Annotated in this window: 23 protein-coding genes, 1 pseudogene and 1 riboswitch; of the genes and pseudogenes, 1 reads left to right on the plus strand and 23 read right to left on the minus strand. The window is 52.3% G+C overall.

The features are described from left to right. Positions 1-3 precede the first annotated feature (3 nt). The 23 genes and pseudogenes from BBI15_RS12870 to BBI15_RS12980 all read right to left on the minus strand — a co-directional run bounded on the left by BBI15_RS12870 (position 4) and on the right by BBI15_RS12980 (position 22,826). Positions 4-645, minus strand: a complete 642-nt coding sequence (locus tag BBI15_RS12870) for a TetR/AcrR family transcriptional regulator (RefSeq protein WP_068870087.1) — start codon at positions 643-645, stop codon at positions 4-6. A gap of 15 nt (positions 646-660) precedes the next feature. Further along, positions 661-1,800 carry an acyl-CoA dehydrogenase gene (locus BBI15_RS12875; protein WP_068870089.1) on the minus strand — a complete coding sequence of 380 codons (1,140 nt, stop codon included), beginning with the start codon at positions 1,798-1,800 and terminating at the stop codon, positions 661-663. Positions 1,801-1,817: 17 nt separating this feature from the next. Further along, positions 1,818-2,954 (minus strand): acyl-CoA dehydrogenase, encoded by a 1,137-nt coding sequence (locus BBI15_RS12880; RefSeq protein ID WP_068870091.1) that lies wholly within the window; start codon positions 2,952-2,954, stop codon positions 1,818-1,820. Between the two features lie 18 nt (positions 2,955-2,972). Beyond that, positions 2,973-3,824 carry a 3-hydroxybutyryl-CoA dehydrogenase gene (locus BBI15_RS12885; protein ID WP_068870093.1) on the minus strand — a complete coding sequence of 284 codons (852 nt, stop codon included), beginning with the start codon at positions 3,822-3,824 and terminating at the stop codon, positions 2,973-2,975. Between the two features lie 2 nt (positions 3,825-3,826). After that, a complete protein-coding gene (locus BBI15_RS12890) occupies positions 3,827-5,020 on the minus strand; it encodes an acetyl-CoA C-acetyltransferase (protein WP_068870095.1) in 1,194 nt (397 codons plus the stop codon). Between the two features lie 441 nt (positions 5,021-5,461). Beyond that, positions 5,462-7,603, minus strand: coding sequence for a (Fe-S)-binding protein (locus BBI15_RS12895; RefSeq protein WP_068870097.1), 2,142 nt, complete (start codon positions 7,601-7,603; stop codon positions 5,462-5,464). 320 nt (positions 7,604-7,923) lie between these two features. Beyond that, the gene (locus tag BBI15_RS12900) at positions 7,924-8,598 is read right to left on the minus strand and encodes an alpha-ribazole-5-phosphate synthase (protein ID WP_068870098.1); all 675 of its coding nucleotides are present in this window, start codon (positions 8,596-8,598) and stop codon (positions 7,924-7,926) included. Continuing rightward, complete coding sequence (locus BBI15_RS12905) at positions 8,598-9,071, minus strand: ECF transporter S component (RefSeq protein ID WP_068870100.1); 474 nt, start codon at positions 9,069-9,071, stop codon at positions 8,598-8,600. The genes BBI15_RS12900 and BBI15_RS12905 overlap by 1 nt, the downstream gene beginning before the upstream one ends. 2 nt (positions 9,072-9,073) lie before the next feature. Then, positions 9,074-9,663, minus strand: a pseudogene (locus BBI15_RS12910) (cob(I)yrinic acid a,c-diamide adenosyltransferase). Continuing rightward, positions 9,635-10,054, minus strand: coding sequence for a bifunctional adenosylcobinamide kinase/adenosylcobinamide-phosphate guanylyltransferase (locus BBI15_RS12915; protein WP_068870102.1), 420 nt, complete (start codon positions 10,052-10,054; stop codon positions 9,635-9,637). The pseudogene BBI15_RS12910 and the gene BBI15_RS12915 overlap by 29 nt, the downstream one beginning before the upstream one ends. Beyond that, positions 10,006-10,590 (minus strand): histidine phosphatase family protein, encoded by a 585-nt coding sequence (locus BBI15_RS12920; protein WP_068870103.1) that lies wholly within the window; start codon positions 10,588-10,590, stop codon positions 10,006-10,008. Before BBI15_RS12920 ends, BBI15_RS12915 begins: the two co-directional genes overlap by 49 nt. Continuing rightward, positions 10,563-11,333, minus strand: coding sequence for an adenosylcobinamide-GDP ribazoletransferase (cobS, locus tag BBI15_RS12925; protein ID WP_068870104.1), 771 nt, complete (start codon positions 11,331-11,333; stop codon positions 10,563-10,565). The genes BBI15_RS12920 and cobS overlap by 28 nt, the downstream gene beginning before the upstream one ends. 11 nt (positions 11,334-11,344) lie before the next feature. Next, entirely contained in the window at positions 11,345-11,893 is a 549-nt protein-coding gene (locus BBI15_RS12930; protein ID WP_068870106.1) for a bifunctional adenosylcobinamide kinase/adenosylcobinamide-phosphate guanylyltransferase, read from the minus strand. Continuing rightward, on the minus strand, positions 11,875-12,951 hold the full coding sequence (locus tag BBI15_RS12935) for a pyridoxal phosphate-dependent aminotransferase (protein ID WP_068870108.1): 1,077 nt from the start codon (positions 12,949-12,951) through the stop codon (positions 11,875-11,877). Before BBI15_RS12935 ends, BBI15_RS12930 begins: the two co-directional genes overlap by 19 nt. Continuing rightward, positions 12,938-13,891, minus strand: coding sequence for an adenosylcobinamide-phosphate synthase CbiB (gene cbiB, locus BBI15_RS12940; RefSeq protein WP_068870110.1), 954 nt, complete (start codon positions 13,889-13,891; stop codon positions 12,938-12,940). The genes BBI15_RS12935 and cbiB overlap by 14 nt, the downstream gene beginning before the upstream one ends. Next, positions 13,888-15,348 (minus strand): adenosylcobinamide amidohydrolase, encoded by a 1,461-nt coding sequence (locus tag BBI15_RS12945; protein WP_068870112.1) that lies wholly within the window; start codon positions 15,346-15,348, stop codon positions 13,888-13,890. The genes cbiB and BBI15_RS12945 overlap by 4 nt, the downstream gene beginning before the upstream one ends. Beyond that, on the minus strand, positions 15,349-16,341 hold the full coding sequence (locus BBI15_RS12950) for a FecCD family ABC transporter permease (protein ID WP_068870114.1): 993 nt from the start codon (positions 16,339-16,341) through the stop codon (positions 15,349-15,351). Next, positions 16,334-17,311, minus strand: a complete 978-nt coding sequence (locus BBI15_RS12955) for an ABC transporter substrate-binding protein (RefSeq protein WP_068870116.1) — start codon at positions 17,309-17,311, stop codon at positions 16,334-16,336. The genes BBI15_RS12950 and BBI15_RS12955 overlap by 8 nt, the downstream gene beginning before the upstream one ends. 229 nt (positions 17,312-17,540) lie before the next feature. After that, positions 17,541-17,724: riboswitch (cobalamin riboswitch) on the minus strand. Between the two features lie 44 nt (positions 17,725-17,768). Continuing rightward, positions 17,769-19,430 (minus strand): arginine--tRNA ligase, encoded by a 1,662-nt coding sequence (argS, locus tag BBI15_RS12960; RefSeq protein ID WP_068870118.1) that lies wholly within the window; start codon positions 19,428-19,430, stop codon positions 17,769-17,771. Beyond that, the gene (locus BBI15_RS12965; protein WP_068870120.1) at positions 19,427-19,837 is read right to left on the minus strand and encodes a YwiB family protein; all 411 of its coding nucleotides are present in this window, start codon (positions 19,835-19,837) and stop codon (positions 19,427-19,429) included. Before BBI15_RS12965 ends, argS begins: the two co-directional genes overlap by 4 nt. Positions 19,838-20,174: 337 nt before the next feature. Next, a complete protein-coding gene (gene speB, locus BBI15_RS12970) occupies positions 20,175-21,047 on the minus strand; it encodes an agmatinase (protein WP_068870122.1) in 873 nt (290 codons plus the stop codon). A gap of 1 nt (position 21,048) precedes the next feature. Continuing rightward, positions 21,049-21,882 carry a spermidine synthase gene (gene speE / locus BBI15_RS12975; protein ID WP_058382917.1) on the minus strand — a complete coding sequence of 278 codons (834 nt, stop codon included), beginning with the start codon at positions 21,880-21,882 and terminating at the stop codon, positions 21,049-21,051. Positions 21,883-22,310: 428 nt separating this feature from the next. Then, positions 22,311-22,826 carry a YwhD family protein gene (locus BBI15_RS12980; protein ID WP_068870124.1) on the minus strand — a complete coding sequence of 172 codons (516 nt, stop codon included), beginning with the start codon at positions 22,824-22,826 and terminating at the stop codon, positions 22,311-22,313. Between the two features lie 64 nt (positions 22,827-22,890). Here BBI15_RS12980 and BBI15_RS12985 point away from each other — a divergent pair, with 64 nt between their 5' ends. Continuing rightward, complete coding sequence (locus BBI15_RS12985) at positions 22,891-23,076, plus strand: 2-hydroxymuconate tautomerase (protein WP_068870126.1); 186 nt, start codon at positions 22,891-22,893, stop codon at positions 23,074-23,076. Positions 23,077-23,298: the final 222 nt, after the last annotated feature.

Here is a 23,298-nt window from a genome sequence, read left to right on the forward strand (position 1 = left end):
TGGTCAAGCCCCCTGTATGGTGATTTTCTCCCCTGCCATCCCCTGCAGCAGAAACTTCGTTTGCATTTCGATAAATTCCCCAATAGTGAAATCATCCAGCGCCCAGCGCCTGAACGCCCACATCTGCCCTTGCACGAACAAATGATGGGAAGCCAGGACGATTTCCTTTTGCGACAGCGACAATTCCCCTGACGCAGCGCATTTCGACAGAAGCCGCTCGAACAAGGCCGTCATTTCGATTTCCTTGTTCAGCACGTAACGCAGCGCGTCTTTCGGCAAGGATTTGGATTCCTGGTACATGACGACAAATTCATCTTGCATATCGTCGATCAATGTATAGTATTGCTCGAGTGCTTTGACCAGCGTCTCGAGCGACCCTTCCTCCAAATCCAGCCGGTCGAGCCGTGCGTTGACTTCGTCATAGATCGAGTCGCACACAAGATAGAGCACGTCTTCTTTGGTGCGGATGTATTCATATAATGTGCCGATGCTGAAACCGGCTGCTTTTGCAATTTCCCTCGTCGTCGTCCGGTGAAAGCCCTTTTCCTTAAAAAGCGTGACAGCGCCGCGGATCATCTGTTCACGGCGCTTTTCAATCAGGCTTTCGTCTTTCACGGAGGACTGAATTTCACGCTTTTTCGCCATAGGCCGACCCTCCGTTTATTTCGTGACCATACGGGAAATGACCAAACGCTGGATTTCCTGTGTGCCTTCATAGATTTGCGTGATTTTCGCATCGCGCATGAAACGCTCAACCGGGTAGTCTTTCGTGTAGCCGTAGCCGCCGAAGACCTGGACCGCTTCTGTCGTCACTTTCATCGCCGTATCACCGGCCATCAATTTCGCCATGGCCGACTCTTTGCTGTAGGACAGTTTGTTCGACTCGAGCCAAGCTGCTTGGTACGTCAATAGGCGTGACGCCTCGATCGATGTTGCCATGTCGGCAAGCTTGAAGGAAATGCCTTGGTTCGCTGCAATCGGCTTGCCGAATTGCTCGCGCTCTTTCGCGTAATCGACCGCTGCGTCCATTGCGCCTTGAGCGATTCCGACAGCCTGGGCTGCGATTCCGTTGCGGCCGCCGTCAAGCGTCTGCATTGCGATCTTGAAGCCTTGGCCAAGTTCGCCAAGCACGTTTTCTTTTGGCACGCGGCAGTTGTCGAAGATGATTTCCGTCGTCGGGCTTGAACGGATTCCGAGTTTTTTCTCTTTCTTGCCGACAGAGAAGCCTTCGAAATCTTTCTCGACAATAAATGCGGTTGTGCCTTTATGCTTCGATTCCGGATCCGTTACCGCGAAGACGACATAGATGTCCGCGATGCCGCCGTTCGTGATGAAGATTTTCGATCCGTTCAAGACGTAATGGTCACCGTCTTCTTTGGCAGTCGTCTTCATGCTTCCTGCATCTGAACCTGAAGCCGGTTCAGTCAAGCCGTATGCGCCGACTTTCGATCCTTCAGCCATCGGGCGCAAGTATTTCTGCTTTTGCTCTTCCGTTCCGAATGTATACACCGGCCATCCCGCAAGCGATGTGTGGGCAGATAGGATAACGCCCACTGAACCGTCCACGCGGGACAATTCTTCAACCGCGATGCAGTATGCCAAGTAATCGGAACCGATTCCGCCGTATTCTTCCGGCCATGGAATACCAGTCAGGCCGAGCTCTGCCATTTGGTGGAAGATTTTCATGTCGAAGCTTTCTTCTTCGTCACGCTGTTCTGCTGTCGGCGCCACTTCGTTTTTCGCGAAGTCGCGAACCATTTTACGGATCATTTTATGTTCTTCAGATAGTTGAAAGTTCATTGTTTAATTTCCCCCAATTATTTTAGTAGTTGTTTGCTGATGACGATGCGTTGGATCTCACTTGTGCCTTCATAGATTTCGGTCACTTTTGCGTCGCGGAACAAACGCTCGACCGGATATTCTTTCGTGTAGCCGTAGCCGCCGTAAACTTGGATAGCTTCTGTCGTGATATCCATCGCCGCTTTTGAAGCGAACAACTTCGCCATTGACGATTCCTTATTGCACTCGATGCCTTTAGCGTACATATCGGCTGCGTTATAGACGAGCAATTTAGCCGCTTCGACTTGAGTCGCCATATCGGCAAGCTTGAATCCGATGCCTTGCTGCTGGGCGATCGGCTTGCCGAATTGCTCGCGTTCTTTGGCATAAGCGACCGCATATTCGTAAGCTGCTTCTGCGATGCCAAGCGCTTGCGCGGCGATGCCGATGCGGCCTGCATTCAAGTTCGCCATGGCGATCGAGAAACCTTTGCCTTCTTCGCCGAGCAGGTTCTCTGCCGGCACTTTCATATTATCGAAGGTCAATTGCACTGTACGGGAACCGTGAAGCCCCATTTTCTTCTCGTCTTTCCCGATGACCAGCCCGGGGAAATCCTTTTCAACGATGAACGCTGAAACGCCGCGGGCTCCGGCTTCGGGATTTGTGGAGGCGAAAACGATGTATGTATCGGCTTCGCCGCCGTTCGTGATGAATACTTTCGAGCCATTGACTACATAATGGTCACCGTTTTTCACGGCTTTTGTCTTCAATCCCGCCGCGTCGGACCCGGCAGATGGCTCTGTCAGGCAGAATGCGCCCAAGTACTCGCCGCTCGCTAGCTTCGGCACGTATTTGGCGATTTGCTCTTCGGTCCCGAAATTCATGATCGGGTTTGTGCCGACCGATGTGTGGACCGACAGGATGACGCCGATGACGCCGCTTGCTTTCGACAGTTCGTGGATGGCTGTGATATAGGATGTGAAATCCATTTCCGAGCCGCCGTATTTTTCAGGAGCGGTGATGCCCATCAAACCGAGGCCGCCCATCTTCTTGATGATTTCTGTCGGGAATTCGCCTTCTTCCATGCGTTCGATAAAAGGCATGATTTCCTCTTTAGAAAAATCGCGCACCATATTGCGCATCATTAATTGTTCATCTGTAAAATGCAGGTCCATTAAGGCTCCTCCTAGGTCTTAGTTGTATTCGTAGAAACCGCGTCCGGTCTTTTTGCCGAGCCAGCCGGCTTTCACGTATTGGCGCAGGAGCGGGCTTGGACGGTATTTGCTGTCGCCGAAACCGTCATGCAGGACTTCCATGATGTAAAGGCAAGTATCCAGGCCGATGAAATCAGCCAATTGGAGCGGCCCCATCGGATGGTTCATGCCGAGCTTCATCACTTCGTCGATCGCTTCTTTCGTTGCGACACCCTCTTGAAGCGTGAAGATCGCTTCGTTGATCATCGGCATCAAGATGCGGTTCGAGACGAATCCAGGGAAGTCGTTCACTTCGACTGGCGTTTTCGACAATTTCACCGTCATGTCTTCGACTGCCTGGTACACTTCGTCGGTTGTCGCCAGGCCGCGGATGATTTCGACCAATTTCATGACCGGTACCGGGTTCATGAAATGCATGCCGATGACTTGTTCCGGACGGGTGGTCGCCGCTGCGATTTCCGTGATTGGAAGCGAAGAAGTGTTCGATGCAAGAATGGCGTGCTTTGGCGCCACTTCATCCAAAGTCTTGAAGATCGTCGATTTGATTTCCATGTTCTCGACAGCCGCTTCGATGACGATGTCGACATCGTGTGCATCTTTCAGGTCCAACGAAGACTGGATGCGTCCGAGCACTTGCGATTTCTCATCTTCTGTCATGCGCCCTTTTTCGACATTACGTGATAGGTTTTTCGTGATGTTCGCGATGCCGCGATCATAGGCTTCTTGTTTCATATCGTTCAGTTTTACGTTAAATCCAGCTTGTGCGCAGACTTGCGCAATACCGGAGCCCATTTGGCCGGCTCCGATGACCATGACGTTTTGGATAGACATGTTTAGTTTTCCTCCTTCGGTACTTCGATCATCACTGCATCGCCTTGCCCGCCGCCTGAACAGATTGCGGCAATCCCGATGCCGCCTCCGCGGCGTTTCAATTCGTAAGCGAGCGTCAAGATAATGCGCGCCCCGCTTGCCCCGATTGGGTGGCCAAGTGCGACGGACCCGCCGTTGACGTTGACTTTCTCTTCATCTAGCCCCGCAATTTTCGAACTTGCGAGCGCCACGGCAGCGAATGCCTCGTTGATTTCAAACAAATCGATTTCTTCCAATGTTTTGCCTGTTTTCTTCAGTAAATCGTTGATGACGATTCCTGGTGTTTCCGGGAAACGATGCGGCTCGACCGCAACTTCTGTGTGTGCGATTACATGGGCCAATACGGATTTCCCGTCTTTTTGGGCGCGTTCTTCGCTCATCAACACAAGTGCTGCAGCCCCGTCATTGATGCCCGGTGCGTTCCCGGCTGTGATCGTTCCGTCTTTTCCGAATGCCGGACGGAGTTTCGCCAGCACTTCTGTAGTTGTCCCTTCACGCGGCGCTTCATCCTGGTCGACGATGACCGGGTCGCCTTTACGCTGCGGCACTTCGATCGGCGTAATTTCCTCTGCGAAATGAGCGCGTGATTTCAATGCGCGTTCATGCGAGCGTGCTGACCATTCGTCTTGCCGTTCACGTGTCAATTCGAATTCTTCCGCTGTCGAGTTGCCGTAGGTGCCCATATGCACTTTGTCCGGATGGAATGAGCACGACAGGCCGTCGTGGACCATGCCGTCAATGACTTGTGAATCGCCCATGCGCAGGCCGAAGCGTGCTTTCGGCAAATAATACGGTGCGTTCGACATCGATTCCATGCCGCCTGCGACGATCAATTCCTCGTCTCCCAAGCGGATGATCTGGTCTGCTAGCGTGACAGAACGAAGGCCCGATGCACAGACTTTATTGATCGTTTCGGATTTCACATGATAAGGGATGCCGGCTTTATGGGCTGCTTGACGGGAAGGGATCTGCCCTTGGCCTGCCTGCAGGACGTTCCCCATGATGACTTCCTGTACATCTTCAGGATTTACTTGCGCCCGATTGAGTGCTTCCTTGATCGCCGCTGCCCCAAGGTCGCTTGCGGTGAATGAACTGAGTGCTCCGCCGAATTTCCCGAATGCTGTGCGTGCCCCGTCGATGATGACCGTTTTTGCCATATTGAATTCCTCCTCAATTTTTGAAACCGTTTTCATAATGCCTAAAATTTTTTCAGCCCTAACGGCTGGTTTTGCTTTTCTTGGTGTCTAGCAAATTCCAGCCAGGTTCTCGGGTCATAAGCCGTCCCGGCTGTGTGGCAAAGAGCGCCACTTCGCCGGTTCGTCTTATGCCTGTCGAACCTGATCGGCTGGTTTTGCTTTTCTTGGTGTCTAGCAAATTCCAGCCAGGTTCTCGGGTCATAAGCCGTCCCGGCTGTGTGGCAAAGAGCGCCACTTCGCCGGTTCGTCTTATGCCTATCGAACCTGATCGGCTGGTTTTGCTTTTCTTAGTTGACTGAACGCTCGCTCGGCTTAAATACATAAGAAAAGGGAGTGTAGCACTCCCTTCTTTTTTCTCTATGCTGTTATTCTACTCAATTTTCTGTCAGTTGGCAAATCTATTTATTGAACGATTTCCTCAACTGGCGGTGCGTCTTTTCCGAGAACTGCCATCTCGAGAAGTTCAGAGACATCATAGGTGCCGACTTGCTCTTCGACTTCTTTCGCTTTCGTTCCATCTGACAGCATCGTCAGGCAGTACGGGCAGCCGGATGAAATCATGGTCGGGCTCACTTCAAGCGCCTGCTCCGTGCGGGCTACGTTGACGCGGTGTCCGGCATCTTCTTCCATCCACATCAAGCCGCCGCCTGCACCACAGCACATGCCGTCCTGGCGATTGCGTTTCATTTCAACGAGTTCAACGCCTTCGATCGCTTTCAAGATTTCACGCGGTGCATCGTAGACATCGTTGTAACGGCCGAGGTAGCAGGAATCGTGGAAAGTGATTTTCTCGTTCACTGCATGCTGCGGCTTCAGTTTGCCTTGCTGCACAAGGTCAAAGAGCATTTCCGTGTGGTGATAGACCTCAGCTTCAAAGCCGAAATCCGGGTATTCGTTTTTGAAGATGTTATAAGCATGCGGGTCGATCGTGACGATCTTGGTGACGCCAGCTTTTTCGAATTCCTTGATATTGGCAGCCGCGAGCTCCTGGAACAGGAATTCGTTTCCGAGACGGCGCGGCGTATCGCCGGAGTTCTTTTCTTTGTTGCCGAGAATGGCGAATTTGACGCCTGCTTCATTCATCAAGCGTGCAAAGGAAAGCGCGATTTTCTGTGATCGGTTGTCGAATGAACCCATCGATCCGACCCAGAACAGGTACTCGAACTCTTCTCCCGCTTTGCTGACTTCTTTTACCGTCGGAATCGAGATATCCGGGCGAGCGTCTCTCCAGTTTTCTTTTTCCTTGCGGTTAAGGCCCCACGGATTGCCTTGCTTTTCGATGTTGGTCATTGCACGCTGTGCGTCTTTATCCATTTTCCCTTCCGTCATAACAAGGTAACGGCGAAGGTCGATGATTTTGTCGACGTGCTCGTTCATGACCGGGCATTGGTCTTCACAGTTGCGGCATGTCGTACAAGCCCAGATTTCCTCTTCCGTGATGACGTCGCCGATCAAGCTCGGGCTGTAGATATCCTCGATGACCGCGCCTTCAGCGCCAGCTGCCATCGCCAATTGGTTGCCTTGCGTATTGCCGAATGCCATTGCCGGCACCCACGGTTTTTTCTGGGTCATGACAGCTCCCGTATTGGTCAGGTTGTCACGGAGTTTCGTGATCAAATCCATTGGTGACAGCATTTTGCCGGTTCCGGTGGCCGGGCACATATTCGTGCAGCGCCCGCATTCCACACAAGCGTAGAAATCGATCATCTGGGCTTGCGTGAAATCGGTGATTTTCCCGACGCCGAATGTCGGCATGGCGTCAGGGTCTTCTTCGTTTTCTTCTTCCATATCCTCAAAATTGATCGGCTTCAGGCGGCCGACATGATCCAAACGGTGGAACCATGTGTTGACCGGCCCGAAGATCAAGTGCGCGTGCTTCGATTGCGGGACGTAGACCAAGAACGTCAATAGGAACAATAGATGCGCCCACCACATGATATAGAAGATGGCCGCCGCAGCCGTTTCCGGCAGCCAAGCGAATGCCGCTGCGATAACGCTTGCGACAGGTTCTGTCCAAGCTCCTTCGTGGCCGTGCCAGATCATGCTCATGCCGTTCCCGACAAGGACCGTGACCATCAAGCCGCCAATGAAGATCAAGACGAGCCCCGATTTCCAGCCGCGCTTCAAACGGACCAATTTCTCGATATAGCGTCTGTAGAATGCCCATACGACAGCGACCAGGATCGTCAAGGTCACGAATTCCTGGAACAAGGTGAATGCCGGATACAATGGGCCGAGCGGTAAATGCGAATCCGGCGACAAGCCTTTGATGATGAAATCGATGGCACTTGCCTGCACGAGCAGGAAGCCATAGAAGAACATCACGTGTATCGCGCCGCTCTTTTTGTCTTTCAATAATTTCTTCTGTCCAAACACATTGACCATCACTTTGCGGACCCGTTCATTGAAGTTTTCTTCAAATTCCACTTTTTTGCCGAGCTTGATATAGTCATAGCGCGACTTCAGCAAGTAGATGAACAAGTAAACGGCGTAAGCGGTTACAAGTATAAATAAAACCCAGTTAGCGATGAGCAAAAACTCCATCGTGTAGTCCCCCCCTGTTGAATATGTAAATCCCCGATTCTAACCCAAAGTTTACGTGAACTGCGGCAGAATGTCGATACTATGTTCTAGTTTAAAAGTGAATGAGCATTCAGTCAATAGAAATCTTCACACTGCCTAAATATAATTTCCAATAACTGATATTCCACACCTGCCCCCTGCATTCCTGCCTGTATTAAATAATTCGCGCCTCTATTCTAAAATAGCGGCGCGATTGCCCTCGCGGGGAGACATTCCTTGATGCACGTGTGCCCATTGGGTTTTTATGCAAAAAAATAGCCGCTGCATTGGCGGCTGAACTGCTATTGGGTCAATGGGCGAAAATGCCTTCCGAAAAGGCGTTTCGCTTCCGGCACTTTGCCTATTCTGACACCGATAAACAGGCAGGTGGCAGGGCCGCCTGATGTTGTGAGATCAATTTCTTGGGCTAACGGCATCCTGCGGCCGAACAGCTTTTCCGCTTCCTGTTCAATGCCCCCTGACCCAACCGGCCAGATGCGCTCGATTTGATCGCGGTCGAGGGCGTTCTTTACGATTTGCAAATCGGCGATCCGCTCCGGCTGATTTATCACCTCTTCCCCGGCGAGCGGCTCTCCGTAGATGAACCATGCAAGTTCATGCGGATCGGCGAGGGCGCGAAGCTTGCGCCCGATGATCGTTACCGACAGCGCCGATTGCAGGGTCTCGATATTGCTTTCGGTGCTTCCTGATACTGGCGGCACTGGCATGTCGAGCCCGGAAAATAATTGCGTGATTCCTGAGACGTAACGGGGCCATTGCAGGTCTCCGCTGAAATTATGGAGCAGGATGGCAATTGCTTCTCCCCCAGCCGCCCATTGTTCAGCCAATGCGACACGCGCAGCGAACTTCGCTGCGACTTCATCCGGCACATGCACGATGTCATGCGGCTTCTCCCCGATTGCCGCTGAATTGTCCGTCGTGATGACCAGGCCATCAATTACCAATTCGTTGCGCATCAAGCAAACCTCCGAGCCGCTTCTGTGACAAACGGGGCGATGAATGCGGCAACTGCGGCATTCATCGAAGCGGCCAGCAGCAAACCCGGAACCGATGCGTAGAAAAACGCAGGAGATAGCAGGAAATAAAACGGGATGGCCGCCAACACGCCGTTCCCGATAATGAATGCCCCCCATTTCAACCAATTCCTGCCGCTGCGATGCAGCTTCGCAAACAACCAGACGGCCGCAAACATTTCAAGCGCAATCAATAAATGAAACGGGCCGAGGGGCATGCCGCCGAATAAAGCCGATAACAGGTGGCCCGCCGCGGCGATCAATCCGGCAAGCGGTGCTGCGAGAAACAGCGCGGCAACGAGTGCCGGCATCGCGTCGAGCGCAATCGAAGCGATGCCAAGCGGAATTTTAACCATGCCGCCGATTGCGGACAAACTGATGAAAACAGCGGCCAAAGCGATCTGCTGCGTTTTCACTGTCATTCCTCCCGTTTTTTCGAGCGCCCGCCATCCTTGAATACTTTGGCGCTGCGCACATATTCATTGTCCGCTACATCCATGCGTGAATTGGCAACACGTGCAGCGGCGAAAAGATAATCGGACAAGCGGTTCAAATAGCGCTGGATGACCGCAGGGAATTCTTCGCCGGCTTTTGACAAGCTTACGGTCTGGCGTTCCGCACGGCGTGTAATCGTGCGCGCGATATGCAAAGTCGCTGCTGCGGGCGTGCCTCCGGGAAGGATGAAACGCTCAAGAAGTGGCGGTTCGTCCATCAATACATCGATGCGCCGTTCCAATTGTTCGACCGATTCCTCATTTGTTTTATACTGTGGCGTGTTGCGGACATCAGCCAAATCACCGCCGCAATCGAACAGCTCATTTTGGATTGTCTGCAAATCTTCCAATAGATCGGCAAACACAGCCCGATCAAGTTCTGTCATCGCTTTTCCGATAAAAGAATTCACCTCATCGATCGTGCCGTATGCTTCCACGCGCGGATCGTCTTTGTCTGTCCGCCCCCGATCAATCCTGTCTGTCCTTTATCCCCGGTTTTCGTGTATATATTCATCTCGACCATCTCCTTTGATTGTTTGCGGAATACCGTACCAAATGCGCGTGATGTGTTGCGCCTTGCCGAATAAATATTGATAGCTTCGCCCTGTAACATCACGCCATTCGCGTTCAAGCGGATCGATTGGCACGATGCCGCGGCTGATGTCGGTCAATATCCAGATGCGTTCGCCTGCACTTTCCGCCAGTCCGCGGATTGCCGCAACTATTTCCTGTTCAGGGCATTGCCGTTCCAGCTGCTTGCGGATCCATTGCTCCAATCCCGCGATCACCGCGGGCTCACCCGGAGCCGGCAGTTCACCTTCGAGCCATCTGCCCAATTCCGGATTCATCTGTTCTTTTACATACTTGCGCTTGCCGTTAAAGGCTCCACCGAATACGATATGCATGGATCGCCCTCCTTATACGCCGACTTGCTGGCCCAAATGACGGTATAGCAATGCCCATGTGCTGCTTGCTGGGAAAAGAATTGCTGTCCGCTTGCTTTTGACAGGATATAGCGGATCGGCCCGCCGTGAGTGACGACCGTAAAATTTCCCGTTTCGGAAAAAGCATCTATTGCCCGGTCAACCCGTTCGGCCAATTGCTGCAAACTCTCACCGCCCGGCGGCTTTATTGTCTCGAGGGCATCAATCCACTTACGGTAACGTTCATTGTATTCCAAATCGCCATATGTCATTTCTTCCCATTCCCCGAAATTCAATTCCCGCCAGTCGGCAGTCGCTTCATAATGGGCGTCCGGGAACAGGAAATGCGCCGTTTGCCTGCAGCGCAGCAAATCACTGCCCCATACGAACCGTGTGCCGTGATCGGGCATTGCTTCGAACGGCAAAATCGGTTCATCGGTCCAGCCGATATAGGCCTTCCGCATATTGCCCGCGGTCGGCGCATGGCGGATCAGACGAAGAACAAAAGCATTCCCCATAATAATAGCTCCATCCCTTCTGCGTATGCCCCAAGCAAATCGCCCGTTACACCGCCGAAATTCTTGTCGCACCATTTTTTATAGCCGATTGTCGCAATGATCGCAGCAATTAAAAAGGCGAGTGCCACTGCCCATCCACAGAACGTAAACACGATGGCAAGCACAAGCAGCGACCAGGCGGACAATGCGGACATTAGTCTTCTACGGTCGATCAGACGCTGGAAATAAGCCGCGAGCCCTTCTGTTTTTGCCGGCTTTGCAGTGGCTGATAAAACCGAGAGCCCGATCCGGCTGACGACCGGCACAGCGGCAAGGGCAATCAGTGAAACATATGGGATCAGTTCCGCAAACACTATGATCTTTCCTACAATCGCAAAAATCAGCACCATCGCCCCGAATGCGCCAATCCGCGGGTCTCCCATGATTTCAAGGCGCCTGGCCTTGCTCCGGTAGGAAAAATAGGCATCGCCAGTATCCGCCAATCCGTCCAGGTGCAATCCTCCTGTCATCGCCCAGAGCGATGAAGCGATCACAAACGCAATCAATAACGGGCCGATATCTGTGGCGTCCCGCAAAAGCCAGGCCGTCGCTGAAGCAGCGCCCCCCATCACCAGGCCGATCACGGGCAACAAGCTGTACATCGCTGTCACTTGTGGCTTTTTCATAGCGATTTCTTTATGCACCGGAATGGATGAAAAAAATTGAAATGCGAGCAACAGGCCTTCAAATGTCCGATTCGCCATCCGCCCTACCTTCACTTCCGCCGAATGGCAAGGCCATTTTCCATTTCAATCGCTTCGTCCGCACAGCTTGCGAGCCATTGGTGAATCTTTCCGAGCCATTCCTGATATACAAGATCCATTAACGGCTCATCCAGTATTTCATTGGAAACGATGGCGAAATAAACAGCTTTCGCACGGATCGAATCGATGGTTTTTTTCAGTTCCCGCCATTTCTTTTCCATGCAGCCGGGCGTATCTGCGCATAAACTGCCATGCTCAAAACCTTCATATAATTCATTCGCAAGCCATGTCGTGACGCAATCCCACAGCACCGCGTCATTTTGCCGGATGAGCGGCAATGCTTCGGATAATTGCTGAGGCTGTTCGATCGTCCACCAGCCATCTTGTGCACGGTCCTTGCGATGGCGCGCGATACGGACGGCCATTTCCCTGTCATGGGCGACCCCGCTTGCAATATATACTCTCCGTTCTGAATGCGCCTCTCTTACAAGCATCTCAGCATATGCACTTTTGCCGCTGCGCACGCCTCCCGAGATGAATGTTAATTGTTTTCGAACCATCGATGCATCTCCTTTCTCAGCCGCTCCATTGCCGAAGCGCCCTTCATGCCGATGCGGAACCATTCGCCGTCCATCCCTTTAAATGAATGGGTATGGCGCAAGACGATCCCGGCTTCCAGCATCGCATGGAAAAAAGGCCCTGAACGCGACGGATCGGGCAATTGAAAACATAGGAAGTTAGCGACTGATGCCACGGATGGGCAGCCCATCGACTCCAGGTACGCTTCCATTTTTGCGCGTTCATCGGCCGCCGCAGCAATAATCTGCGCGCGGTACGCCTTTTCCGAAAAACAACGCGCCCCCGCCGCCGCTGCCAAACCATTGACATTCCAATGGGCTGCGGAGCCTGTCAATTGCTGGATGATACTGGACTCGGCAATGACGTAGCCGAGCCGAAGACCCGCAAGCGCATACATCTTCGTCATCGATCGAACGACGATGACATGCGGGTAGCGTGTCAACAGCGGAATGAACGAAGCGTGTTCACCGATAAAATCGATAAATGCTTCATCGATGACCAATTCACATTTTCCTGTGCACAATGCGGCTATTTCTTCGAGTTGTGCCAAGTCCATTAGACGACCCGTCGGATTATGCGGATTGCACAAATAAAATGCATCGCAATTTGCCACCTGTTCTTGCACGTCTACCAGTTGCAATTGCCAATCATTTTCGGGCGTTAAATCGATTTCCAATATATGAACTTTTTCAGATTCCAAAGTGCTCCGGTATTCAGAAAACGCCGGTTCCACCAGCATTACCCGTTTGCCTCGGTATCGCTTTGCAAGCCAGGTAAAGATTTCCGCAGCGCCATTTCCGGCAGCGACTTGTTCTTTTAAAACGCCGTGGTAGCCGGCCGCTGCCGAACGGAACGGTTCCGCTTGCGGGTCCGGGTACGAAGACAACAAATCGTAAAAATCTGCCCATTGCTCTTTTAAAAAAGCAGGCGGTCCGAACGGATGGACGTTTTCGCTGAAATCGATCACATCTTCAGGTTGCTTCACGCCAGCCTGTTCATACAGGCGGTGAGGATTGGCTCCGTGTTCAGGCAAATTCAAGCAGGATTCCCCCTATTGCAATCAGTGCGAAAAAACTGATCGCGGCAATATCCATCTGGCTGATGGCGCTTTTGATGTGTTTTGCTTCAAGTTTGACTAGCGGTTCGCCCATTTTGGCGCGGATCGACCGGACACCGCCATAGGAGTTGAAACCCCCAAGTTCGATGCCAAGCTGCACGGCCGTTGCCGCTTCCAGCCAGCCGCTGTTCGGGCTTGGATGCTTCCGGGCATCGCGCAACCAAATGGAAAGGCGGTTTTTCAGCGGCATGCCGCTGTCATTTCGGGTGAATAGCACAATCAATAATCCGGTCACCCGGCTCGGTACGTAATTCAACACATCGTCGAATTTGGCAGAGGCAAAACCGAAATCTCGGAATTCCTCGTTCCTATAGCCGACCATCGAATCGCATGTATTGACCGCTTTGTAGATCCACAATCCCGGCGCGCCGAACAATAGCGCCCAAAACATCGGAGCGGTAATGCCATCGCTTGTATTTTCGGAAACCGTTTCGACGACACCGCGAGTAATTTCGCTTTCTCCCAAAGATTCCGTGTCTCGCCCGACAATCCATGACAGCTTGTTCCGGGCGAGGGCTAAATCACCTTGGACAAGCGGTGCATAGACATCTTCCGCTGCCTGCTTCAAGCTTTTCTGGGACAAGCCGGCAGCGATTAACAGCGCTTCGGCCAAAATTCCGATCACTGGATGGAGCGAATAGGCAGCCATGACGGCGAAGATTGTCGTTGAAGCGACAATCACTAGCACGATGGCAAGCATGATGAAGCCATTGCGAAACGCATGCTGCGGCACATTCAGGCGGCTTTTCAGCCTATTGATCAATGAACCGATCCAGCGAACGGGATGCGGCCATGTCGGCGGATCCCCGATCAGCCGGTCGAGCAATAGGCCGATGCCAATTGCCAGCACATAGTGGATCATGCTTTCTTCGCCTCGCGATACAGATGGATCGCTTCGACTGTACATTCGAAGACACCCGCGCCGATCAGCTTCCCGACTTCGGTGATCGGGCCAGCATACGGCAACGCTTCCCCCTGCTGCGTCGCGGCGACCAGGCAGCTATCGGTTGAGGTGCCCGTCGCGATCGTCCCGGTCAAGGGATCGATGACTTCTTCATGCTGCAAAGCTTTCGTTTTGGCTTCAGTCGCAGTGATCATCGCTTGAATGAACGCTTCATCCGACAGAATGCCGTTCACCATGATCCACGTATTGATCGTGCCGACGCGCTGCTCACGCGCCACGGCCTGCGATACATCAACGCCGTTGCCGACACCGGCCGTCACCGCCACGACGATGCTGCCGAAATCAGCTTTGTATTCACGGACAATGGCATGCTCAGTACGCACAGCTGTCATCATCGCCACCGTATCCGTCGCTTTCAACCCGCTGTCTTCGATATAAGCGACCATTTCCACGTAACTATTGTCGATATTATAGGTGGCGTCGACGCGGCGGTTGAGGAAATTGCGGAACCAGCCCGAGCCTGCATTGACAACTGCAGAGGAAACCGTCTTCAGCGGAAGCTCGCTCTGATAAGCGACGAATTCCGGCGTGATGAGAAAATCGCCGGCTCTCACTTTCTGACCTGGTGTTTTTCTCCGTACGTTTGGCAAAAGAGTGATCTGCGGCTTCGGCAGCTCTGGATGGGGATGGTTGCTGACACGCGTCCGATAGACAGACTCGACGTCATGTGTCCGGACGACTTCGTGAGGCTCCCCTTTCCGGACGATGCTTCCTTCGTCCATCAATAAAAGTTCGTCGCAATACATCGATGCCAAGTTGATATCATGAAAAATCGAGACAACTGTCAATTCTTTTTCGATGGCCTGCCTTTTGATCGTATCCAATAATTCTTTTTGATGGTTGATGTCAAGGTGGTTGGTCGGCTCATCAAGAAGCAGGACCTCAGCGTTTTGCGCCAATGCCTGCGCCACGAAGACGCGCTGCTGCTCGCCGCCAGACATCTCCTCAAGCAAGGTCGATTCGTAGTGGCTGATGTTCATCAGCTGCATCGCTTCCTGGACGGCCGCTTCATCTTCCGCGGACCATGAGGAAAACCATCCGCTTTGGTGAGGGTACCTGCCGAGAGAAACCGTTTCGCGGACAGTATGTGAAAAAGCATGCGCATGAAGCTGCGGCAAGACCGCCATCTTGCGGGCCAATTCCTTGGCCGGGAAATCGTCGAGCGCCCTGCCGCCTATCCGGACCACGCCGGCTGTCGACCCCAAGACGCCGCTGATCAATTTCATCAACGTGGATTTCCCGCTGCCGTTCGGCCCGAGTATGCCGAGCATGCGGCCTTTTCCGACACCGAATGAAATGCGGTCGACGATTTTTTTATCGCCGTAGCCGCCTGATAGATTTTCGATTTGCAACATTTAAAGCCCTCCTCTGCGCTGGCGGAAAAAGATGAATGCAAAGACCGGCGCCCCGATGAATGCGGTGATGACCCCGATCGGCAATTCGGTCGGCGAGATAATCGTCCGCGCCACCAGGTCGCAAATAATCAATAGCGCGGCTCCATTGATGAACGATAAGGGCAGCACATGCCGGTGGTCAGAACCCCAGACGAGACGTGTCATGTGCGGGACGACCAAGCCGACAAAGCCGATCGTCCCGGATACTGCGACGGCAGTTCCGGTCAGGACCGAGCCGCCGATCAAAATCGCCATCTTGCTCCTCTTGACGTCCACGCCCAGATGCTGTGCGCGCTCTTCCCCGAACAGCATGGCATTTAATTCCCTGCGGTAGAGCCATAAGACGAATGAACCGGCCAATACGAACGGCAAAGCCATCTGTACATAAGGCCAGCCTCGCATCGACACGCTGCCGAGTAGCCAACCGATGATCTGCCGGAGCTCTTCGCCGGTCAATGCGATCATCAAGGACATGATCGACCCGAGGAATGAACTGAAGATGATACCGGTTAAAATGACCGTCTCCATCTTCATCGACCGGTCAACAAGCCGCGCAAAGCCCATGACGGCGAGCATCGTGATCAATGCGCCGATCATGCTGATGACCGGCAAGGTGAACAGGCCGAGAAACGGAATGGAGATGCCGAAAAAAAGCGTCATCACGGCACCGACAGCGGCACCGGACGACACTCCCAAAGTATAAGGATCAGCGAGCGGATTTTTCAGCAAGCCCTGAAAAGCTGCGCCCGCAATCGCAAGTGCCGCACCGACCAGTCCCGCAAGCACTACGCGTGGCATGCGGATATTCCATAAAATGTTCGCTGCGGCTTCGTCTGAAGAAGGATTCCAGATGACCGCCGGTGAAATCGGCACCGTCCCGACCGTCACGCCAAGTACCATCGCCCCGGCCAATAAAATCAGGGAGACCAGATAGGCGAGTGCAGATTTACTCACTGAAGGTCTCCGGATAAATCAACTCTGCCATCGTCATCAAGCCTTCCGTCAAACGCGGGCCTGGGCGCGTGACGGTATCCGGATTCAATTCATGGACGGCATCTTCCTGCACGGCCGTCACATCTGCATAGCCGCTGCGCTCTTTGATCAGTTCAGCAGCATTTTCGATATAGCCGCCTTCTGTGGTGATGATGATTTCAGGGTTGGCCGCAACGACCGCTTCCGGATCCATGCTGATCCACCCTTCCTCGCCTCCTGCTACATTTTCCGCTTGGATCATTGTCAGCATTTCATGGATGAACGTACCCGTTCCGGCTGTATAAAGTTCCGGTTCGCTGCCGATCTCCACAAAGACCGATTTGGATTCATCGACACCAGCCGCCAGTTCTTCCACTTCCGCGACTTGCGCTTCCATTTCTTCAATCAACCCGTCTGCCGCTTCCACTGCGCCTGACACTTGGCCGATGACCGAAATCGTTTCATATACTTCATCAAATGTTTCTGCGTTTTCCACGACAAAGACATTCAATCCGGCATCACGCAACTGCTGATATCCTTCAGTTCCCATGCCGAGCCCTGATTCATGGGCCAAAACGACATCCGGCTGCAGGCTGATGATTTTCTCCACATTGAATTCCTGGCCACCGATCTTTTCAAGATCCGCTACTTCTTCCGGGTAATTGTCGAAATCCGAAACGCCGACCATTTTGTCTCCCAAACCGAGTTCGTAGGCGATTTCCGTATTAGAAGGAATCATCGAAACGAATGATTCCGGTTCTTCTTCGATGACCACTTCATCGCCCATTGCATCGACTAAGGTGACCGGAAATTCCGCTTCCGCTACTTCCGACGGCGGTTCAGCCGGTGTTTCTACATCTTGCTCTTCGACAGGCGCCGCACCGTCGCCGCATCCAGCCAGTACAATGGCAGCTATTCCTGCAGCTGTCCCGAATTTCCATCTGTTTTTCATGTCTTTTCCTCCTGATGTTTTGTATTATCCCTACTAAGCGCTCGCTCGGGGTCATAAGCCGACTGCCCTATGCGGCTGAAAAGCGCCGCTTCGGCCATCCGTCTTACGCCTGTCGAGGCATAACAGCCGCTTCCACATTTCATAAAAAAAGTCCCCTGCAGTGAAACTGCGGGGGACTTACAGGACGGTTCGCAAAACAAGCGCGTCCAGCCTGTCCTCGCAAGCTTTCGATTCGGTGTTCATGAAGGCAGGTCTCCTGGCTTGTGATCGTCGCTCGCTGCGCCTTCCCGGGATTTCCCAGTGGCTTGTCGCAGTTCGCTCTCACATACAGTGGCGGGACCGCGCCGGAATCGCACCGGCTTCCCTTTTAACTCATGTTCTTAGACATAAGCACCTTCATGATTGCTATTCAATTGATTTGATGACTCCATTATACACCGAAAGCGCTAATTGTCTTCTACATTTTTTCAGGAGCTTGGACGCCGACGGTCTTCAGGGCGTTTGCGAGTGTTGTCTTAACCCCTTCGATCAAGGCAAGGCGTGCACGCGTCAAGTCTTCGTTGCTGGCATCGAGCACTTTATTGGCATTATAGAAGCTGTGGAAGCTCGAAGCCAATTCGTGGATATATGTCGTGACACGGTGAGGCGCGCGAAGTTTCGCGGCGTCTGCGATGACTTGCGGGAAATCGCCGATCTTCTTCAGAACTTCGATTTCTTTTTCGTGTGCCAACAGTTCCAGATGCTCAGTTGAAGCGGTGAAGTCCTGTTCAGCAGCCTGGCGCAAAATCGAGCAGATGCGCGCATGCGCGTACTGGGAATAATAAACCGGGTTCTCGTTGGACTGGGATACGGCCAAATCCAAGTCGAAGTCCATATGCGAATCGCCAGAGCGCATCGCAAAGAAGTAACGGACCGCATCAAGGCCGACCAATTCGACCAATTCGCGCATCGTGACGGCTTTGCCGGTACGTTTGCTCATCTTCATCTTTTCGCCGTCTTTATACAATTGCACCATTTGGATGATGCTCACTTCGAGCGTATCGCGGTCATAGCCAAGCGCTTCGATCGCCGCTTTCATGCGCGGGATATACCCATGATGGTCAGCTCCCCAAATATTGATGAGCTTGTCGAAGCCGCGCTGGATTTTGTCTTCATGGTAAGCGATATCCGGCGTCAAATATGTGTACGTGCCGTCGTTCTTGATGAGCACGCGGTCTTTGTCATCGCCGAATGTCGTCGAGCGGAACCAAGTCGCACCGTCTTCTTCGTAAATATGGCCATTGTCGCGCAGTTTTTTCAGGGCCGCATCAATCTTGCCGTTTTCATAAAGGGAGGTTTCCGAATACCACACATCAAAATGGACACGAAAATCAGCCAAGTCTTTCTGCAGTTTCGCGAGTTCCACTTTCAAGCCGTGCTCACGGAAGGCTTTGTAACGTTCCTGTTCTGTCATATGGAGGAATTTATCGCCATGCTCTTCAACAAGCGCCGCTGCGATATCGATGATGTCCTGTCCGCGGTAGCCATCTTCTGGCATGCTTTCGCCTTTCCCAAGCGCTTCGAAATAACGCCCTTCGATCGACAAGGCCAGGTTATTGATCTGGTTCCCTGCATCGTTGATGTAATATTCACGGGATACATCATAGCCTGCAAGGTCCAGGATATTGCACAGGGAGTCCCCGACAGAAGAGCCGCGGGCGTGTCCCAAATGAAGATCGCCTGTCGGATTCGCCGAGACGAATTCCACTTGGATGCGCTCGCTGTTGCCTGAGTTCGAACGGCCGTATTCTGCGCCCTGCTCAAGGACCGTCTTGATGACATCGTTCAAATAATCTTTCTTGATGATGATATTAATGAAACCAGGGCCTGCGATATCGACTTTCTCGATATTCGCCGACTGAGTATCCAGGTTTTCTACGATAGCTTCGGCGATCGCGCGCGGCGGCTTTTTCGCGAGTTTCGTCAATTGCATCGCCACGTTCGTCGCATAATCGCCGTTTGCTTTATCTCTCGGCGACTCCAATTGGACCTGGACCGGTTCTTCTGTAAGCCCCGCTTTTTGGACCGCTTCGGCGATCGCCTGTTTAATGTTTTGCTGTACTTGTTCTACTGCGTTCATCTGGTTCCCTCCGTAAACTGTATTTCCATCTCGTATTCGCCGGCAAAGTCGTTTCCTAACGCTAAATCGTAGCGCACCTTGAAACGGCTTTCCGTCATGATGAGTTCGTGCGCTTTGGTCGTGAGCATGAACGATTCTTCCCCGTGGCGCAAATTGCCGGTCTGTTCCTTATCCAATAGGAATGGCAGGCGCATCTGCAAGCCTCCGCTGCGCATCACGACAGCATCTGTTTCACCGAGTTTGACCGTTGTCCGGATATCGAGATCGTCCTGCCGCTCATCGTATTGTAGATAGCGGCGACCGTTTTTTTCGGTCAGAACGCCTTCTGAACGCAGTTCCATCACTTGATCTTCGGCACCCGGCTGGCGGATGACCGTCGTCAATTTGATTTTCACCGATTTCTTCATATGCATCCGCCTTTCCGATAAATAATAACCTTTTCATTATAGCCCGATTGCCGCCGGTTTTTCAATCTAATCCGAGCTAGCCTTCACTGCTTCTATAAATAAAAAAGTGTCTTGTATTGCCATAACTTAATTTTCGGCAAAACAAAGCCGGCCTATGATTTAATAGGCCGGCTTTGTTTTAGGTTTTGAAAGTAGCTATGCGCTTGCGCTTTTCTTCTTGTCTAGCTCCAGCGCCTAGCTCCTCGGGTCATAAGCCATTCTGGCTGTGCGGCTGAAAAGCGCCGCTTCGCCAGACCGTCTTATGCCTGTCGGAGCTGGACAGGCGCTTCCGCTTTTCTTATTTAACCCACCCAAGGATCATTTCGCGGATGAGTTTGCTTGCGGTGTTCGCTGTTTGATCGGAATGATCGTAAACTGGCGCGAGTTCAACGAGGTCGAAGCCGACGACGTTGACGCCCGATGCTGCGATGGCATGGATCGAAGCAAGCAGTTCGCGCGATGTGATGCCGCCTGCGTCGACTGTTCCTGTCCCCGGTGCATGTGCCGGGTCGAGCACGTCCATATCAATTGTGATATAGACCGGACGGCCGTCGAGTGTCGGCAGAACTTGTTTCAACGGCTCGAGCACTTCGAATTTGTACAAATGCATGCCTTGCTCTTTCGCCCATTCGAATTCTTCTTTCATTCCTGAACGGATGCCGAACGAGTATACGTTTTTCGGGCCGATGTGATCGGCAATTTTACGGATCGGCGTTGAATGCGAATATTCTTCGCCTTCGTAGTTTTCACGGAGATCGGTATGGGCATCGAAATGGATGATGGCAAGATCGTCGTATTTGCTCGCGACCGCCTTCATGACCGGCAGCGACACCAAATGCTCGCCGCCCATGCCCATTGGGATTTTCCCGTCAGCCAACAACGTGTGCACATAAGTCTCGATCTCGAGAAGAGATTTTTCCGGATTGCCGAATGGCAGTGGGATATCTCCCGCATCGAAAAATTTCACATCTTCAAGCTCGCGGTCCAGGTACGGGCTGTATTCTTCCAGCCCAATCGAGACTTCGCGGATTTTATTCGGGCCAAAACGCGATCCCGGGCGGTAGCTGACGGTCCAGTCCATCGGCATGCCGTAAAGGACTGCTTTCGACTCTTCGTAATTCGGATGGCTTTTGATGAATACTTTTCCTGAATAAGTTTCGTCAAAGCGCATCTTATTCACCCGTCAAATCTTTCACGAATTTCGGCAAAACGAATGCCGCGTTGTGCAGTTCCGGCGTGTAATATTTTGTTTCGATATCGTGGAATCGCTCAGCCGGCACTTCCAGCGGGTTGTATTTTTTCGAACCGATCGTGAACGACCACAAACCGCTTGGGTACGTCGGGATGTTCGCGAGGTATAATTTCGTGATTGGGAAAATCTCTCTGACATCGCTTTGCACTTGCTTGATCAAATCCGGCGTGAACCACGGGTTGTCCGATTGTGCCACAAAGATGCCGTCTTCTTTCAAGGCTTTCGAGATGCCAGCGTAGAAGCCTTTCGAGAACAAATTCACTGCCGGCCCGACCGGTTCAGTGGAATCGACCATGATGACGTCGAATTCGTTTTCCGATTCCGCGATGTGCATGAAGCCGTCGCCGACGATCACTTCAACGCGCGCATCTTCCAAACCGGATGCGATCGATGGCAAGAATTTTTTCGAGTACTCGATGACTTTGCCGTCGATATCGACAAGCGTCGCTTTTTTGACAGAAGGGTGTTTCAGGATTTCACGGATGACGCCTCCGTCTCCTCCGCCGACAACCAATACGTTCTCCGGGTTTGGGTGCGTGAACAAAGGCACGTGCGCCACCATTTCGTGGTAGACGAATTCGTCTTTTTCAGAAGTCATGACCATGCCATCCAAGAACAGCATATTGCCCCATTCGGCTGTTTCAGCCATTTCTAAATATTGGAAATCTGTTTGTTCTGTATGAAGCGTTTTATTGATTTTCATTGTAATCCCGAAGTTTTCGGTTTGTTTTTCGGTATACCAGAATCCTGCCATGTATAATCAAACTCCTTTATTGATCAGATTGAAATCACTTTACAAAGTATAAGTGTTTTCCGCAAAAGTGCAATACAATTTTCCGCCACTTTTCTTTACCCGATTCGGCGTGGACTATGCATATTGAATAGATGCGCCTACTTTTGTCATGGCCTGGGCATATTCGGGATTCAGCGCATGCAAAAAGGCTTTCTGCAAAGGGAATCGATTCCCTGCACAGAAAACCTTTTTGGCCTGATGGGCGCGGAGGAAGTGACATGAGGCATTGGGCTTGGGTTTGTCGCAATGGCTCATAGCACTTGCCCGCTATCAGGTGTCCTAGCTTTCTAGATGAAAAGCTGTACTCTCAGTTTACTTTCTTTTCGGTTCAACTTCAACTGCCTGAAGGACCGAATTTCAGGTTTCACATTTCGTTCAAGAATCCGCGCTTATTGCGCGAGGTCATTGTGCAATTGTTCCGAGCTGCGTTCCCACATTTCCGGATTGTGGGTCTTCAAATAATCGGCGAGCACTTTTTTCGACGGCGCATCCATATGGTCGACGATGATTTTGCGCTTCATCGATTTGTCCATCAGATTGACGTGGTCGGCCAGTATTTTATAGCCGCGGCGCTTTTCGCGGTTGACGACCATTTCACATGCCGTGACGCCCGCATAGTAAGGCCCTGCCGGATTGAAGTCGATGGTGATCCATACAAGCCAATAATCTTTTCCGCCAGCGGAGTCTGCGCGATTGGTCGTGAATTTGATGCCGCGTTCGGTCTGGCTCCTTGCATGCATCGCGCCGATATCGAGCACCGCGTCCTGTTCTTCGACGTCGATGATGAGCGGCGAAACGTTCTCAAGTGATAGGGAACCGATGCCATAGCCCTTGTGTCCGTCAGTTGGATCGTCTTTTATGATGGTGAATCCCAATTTCTTTTTCGGTTTCTCTTCATTTGCCATTTGTACAATTCCTCCATTCTGATATGATAAGCCTAACATCCAATGAAAAGGAGCTGCATCCATTATGCCATACGTAACTGTAAAAATGATCGAAGGACGCACCGCTGAACAAAAACGCGCGCTTGTCGAGAAAGTGACGGCCGCTGTTTCCGAAACGACCGGTGCACCGACAGAAAAAGTTGTCGTCTTCCTCGAAGACTTGAAGAAAAGCGAGTACGCGGTCAACGGCAAGCTGTTGAGCGAAGAGTAGACAAAAACTCCCCTCGGGGAGTTTTTTTATGCGCAAATGGATGGGCTCATCTCACTGCACCTTCCGCTGTTCGACTACGCTTCAGGAGCTGCTTGAGGCTCGCAGGAAGCGAGTCATGCAGCTGACGCGACAGGACGTCGTGTTTTCAGCTGCCCGGGAACGGGGCGGGTGCCCGGCCAAGGCGGAAGAACGCCGCCTTTGTCTCGCCAGCCCGCGCGATCC

It is taken from the genome of Planococcus plakortidis, assembly GCF_001687605.2.
In the GTDB taxonomy this organism is placed as follows: Bacteria; Bacillota; Bacilli; order Bacillales_A; family Planococcaceae; genus Planococcus; species Planococcus plakortidis.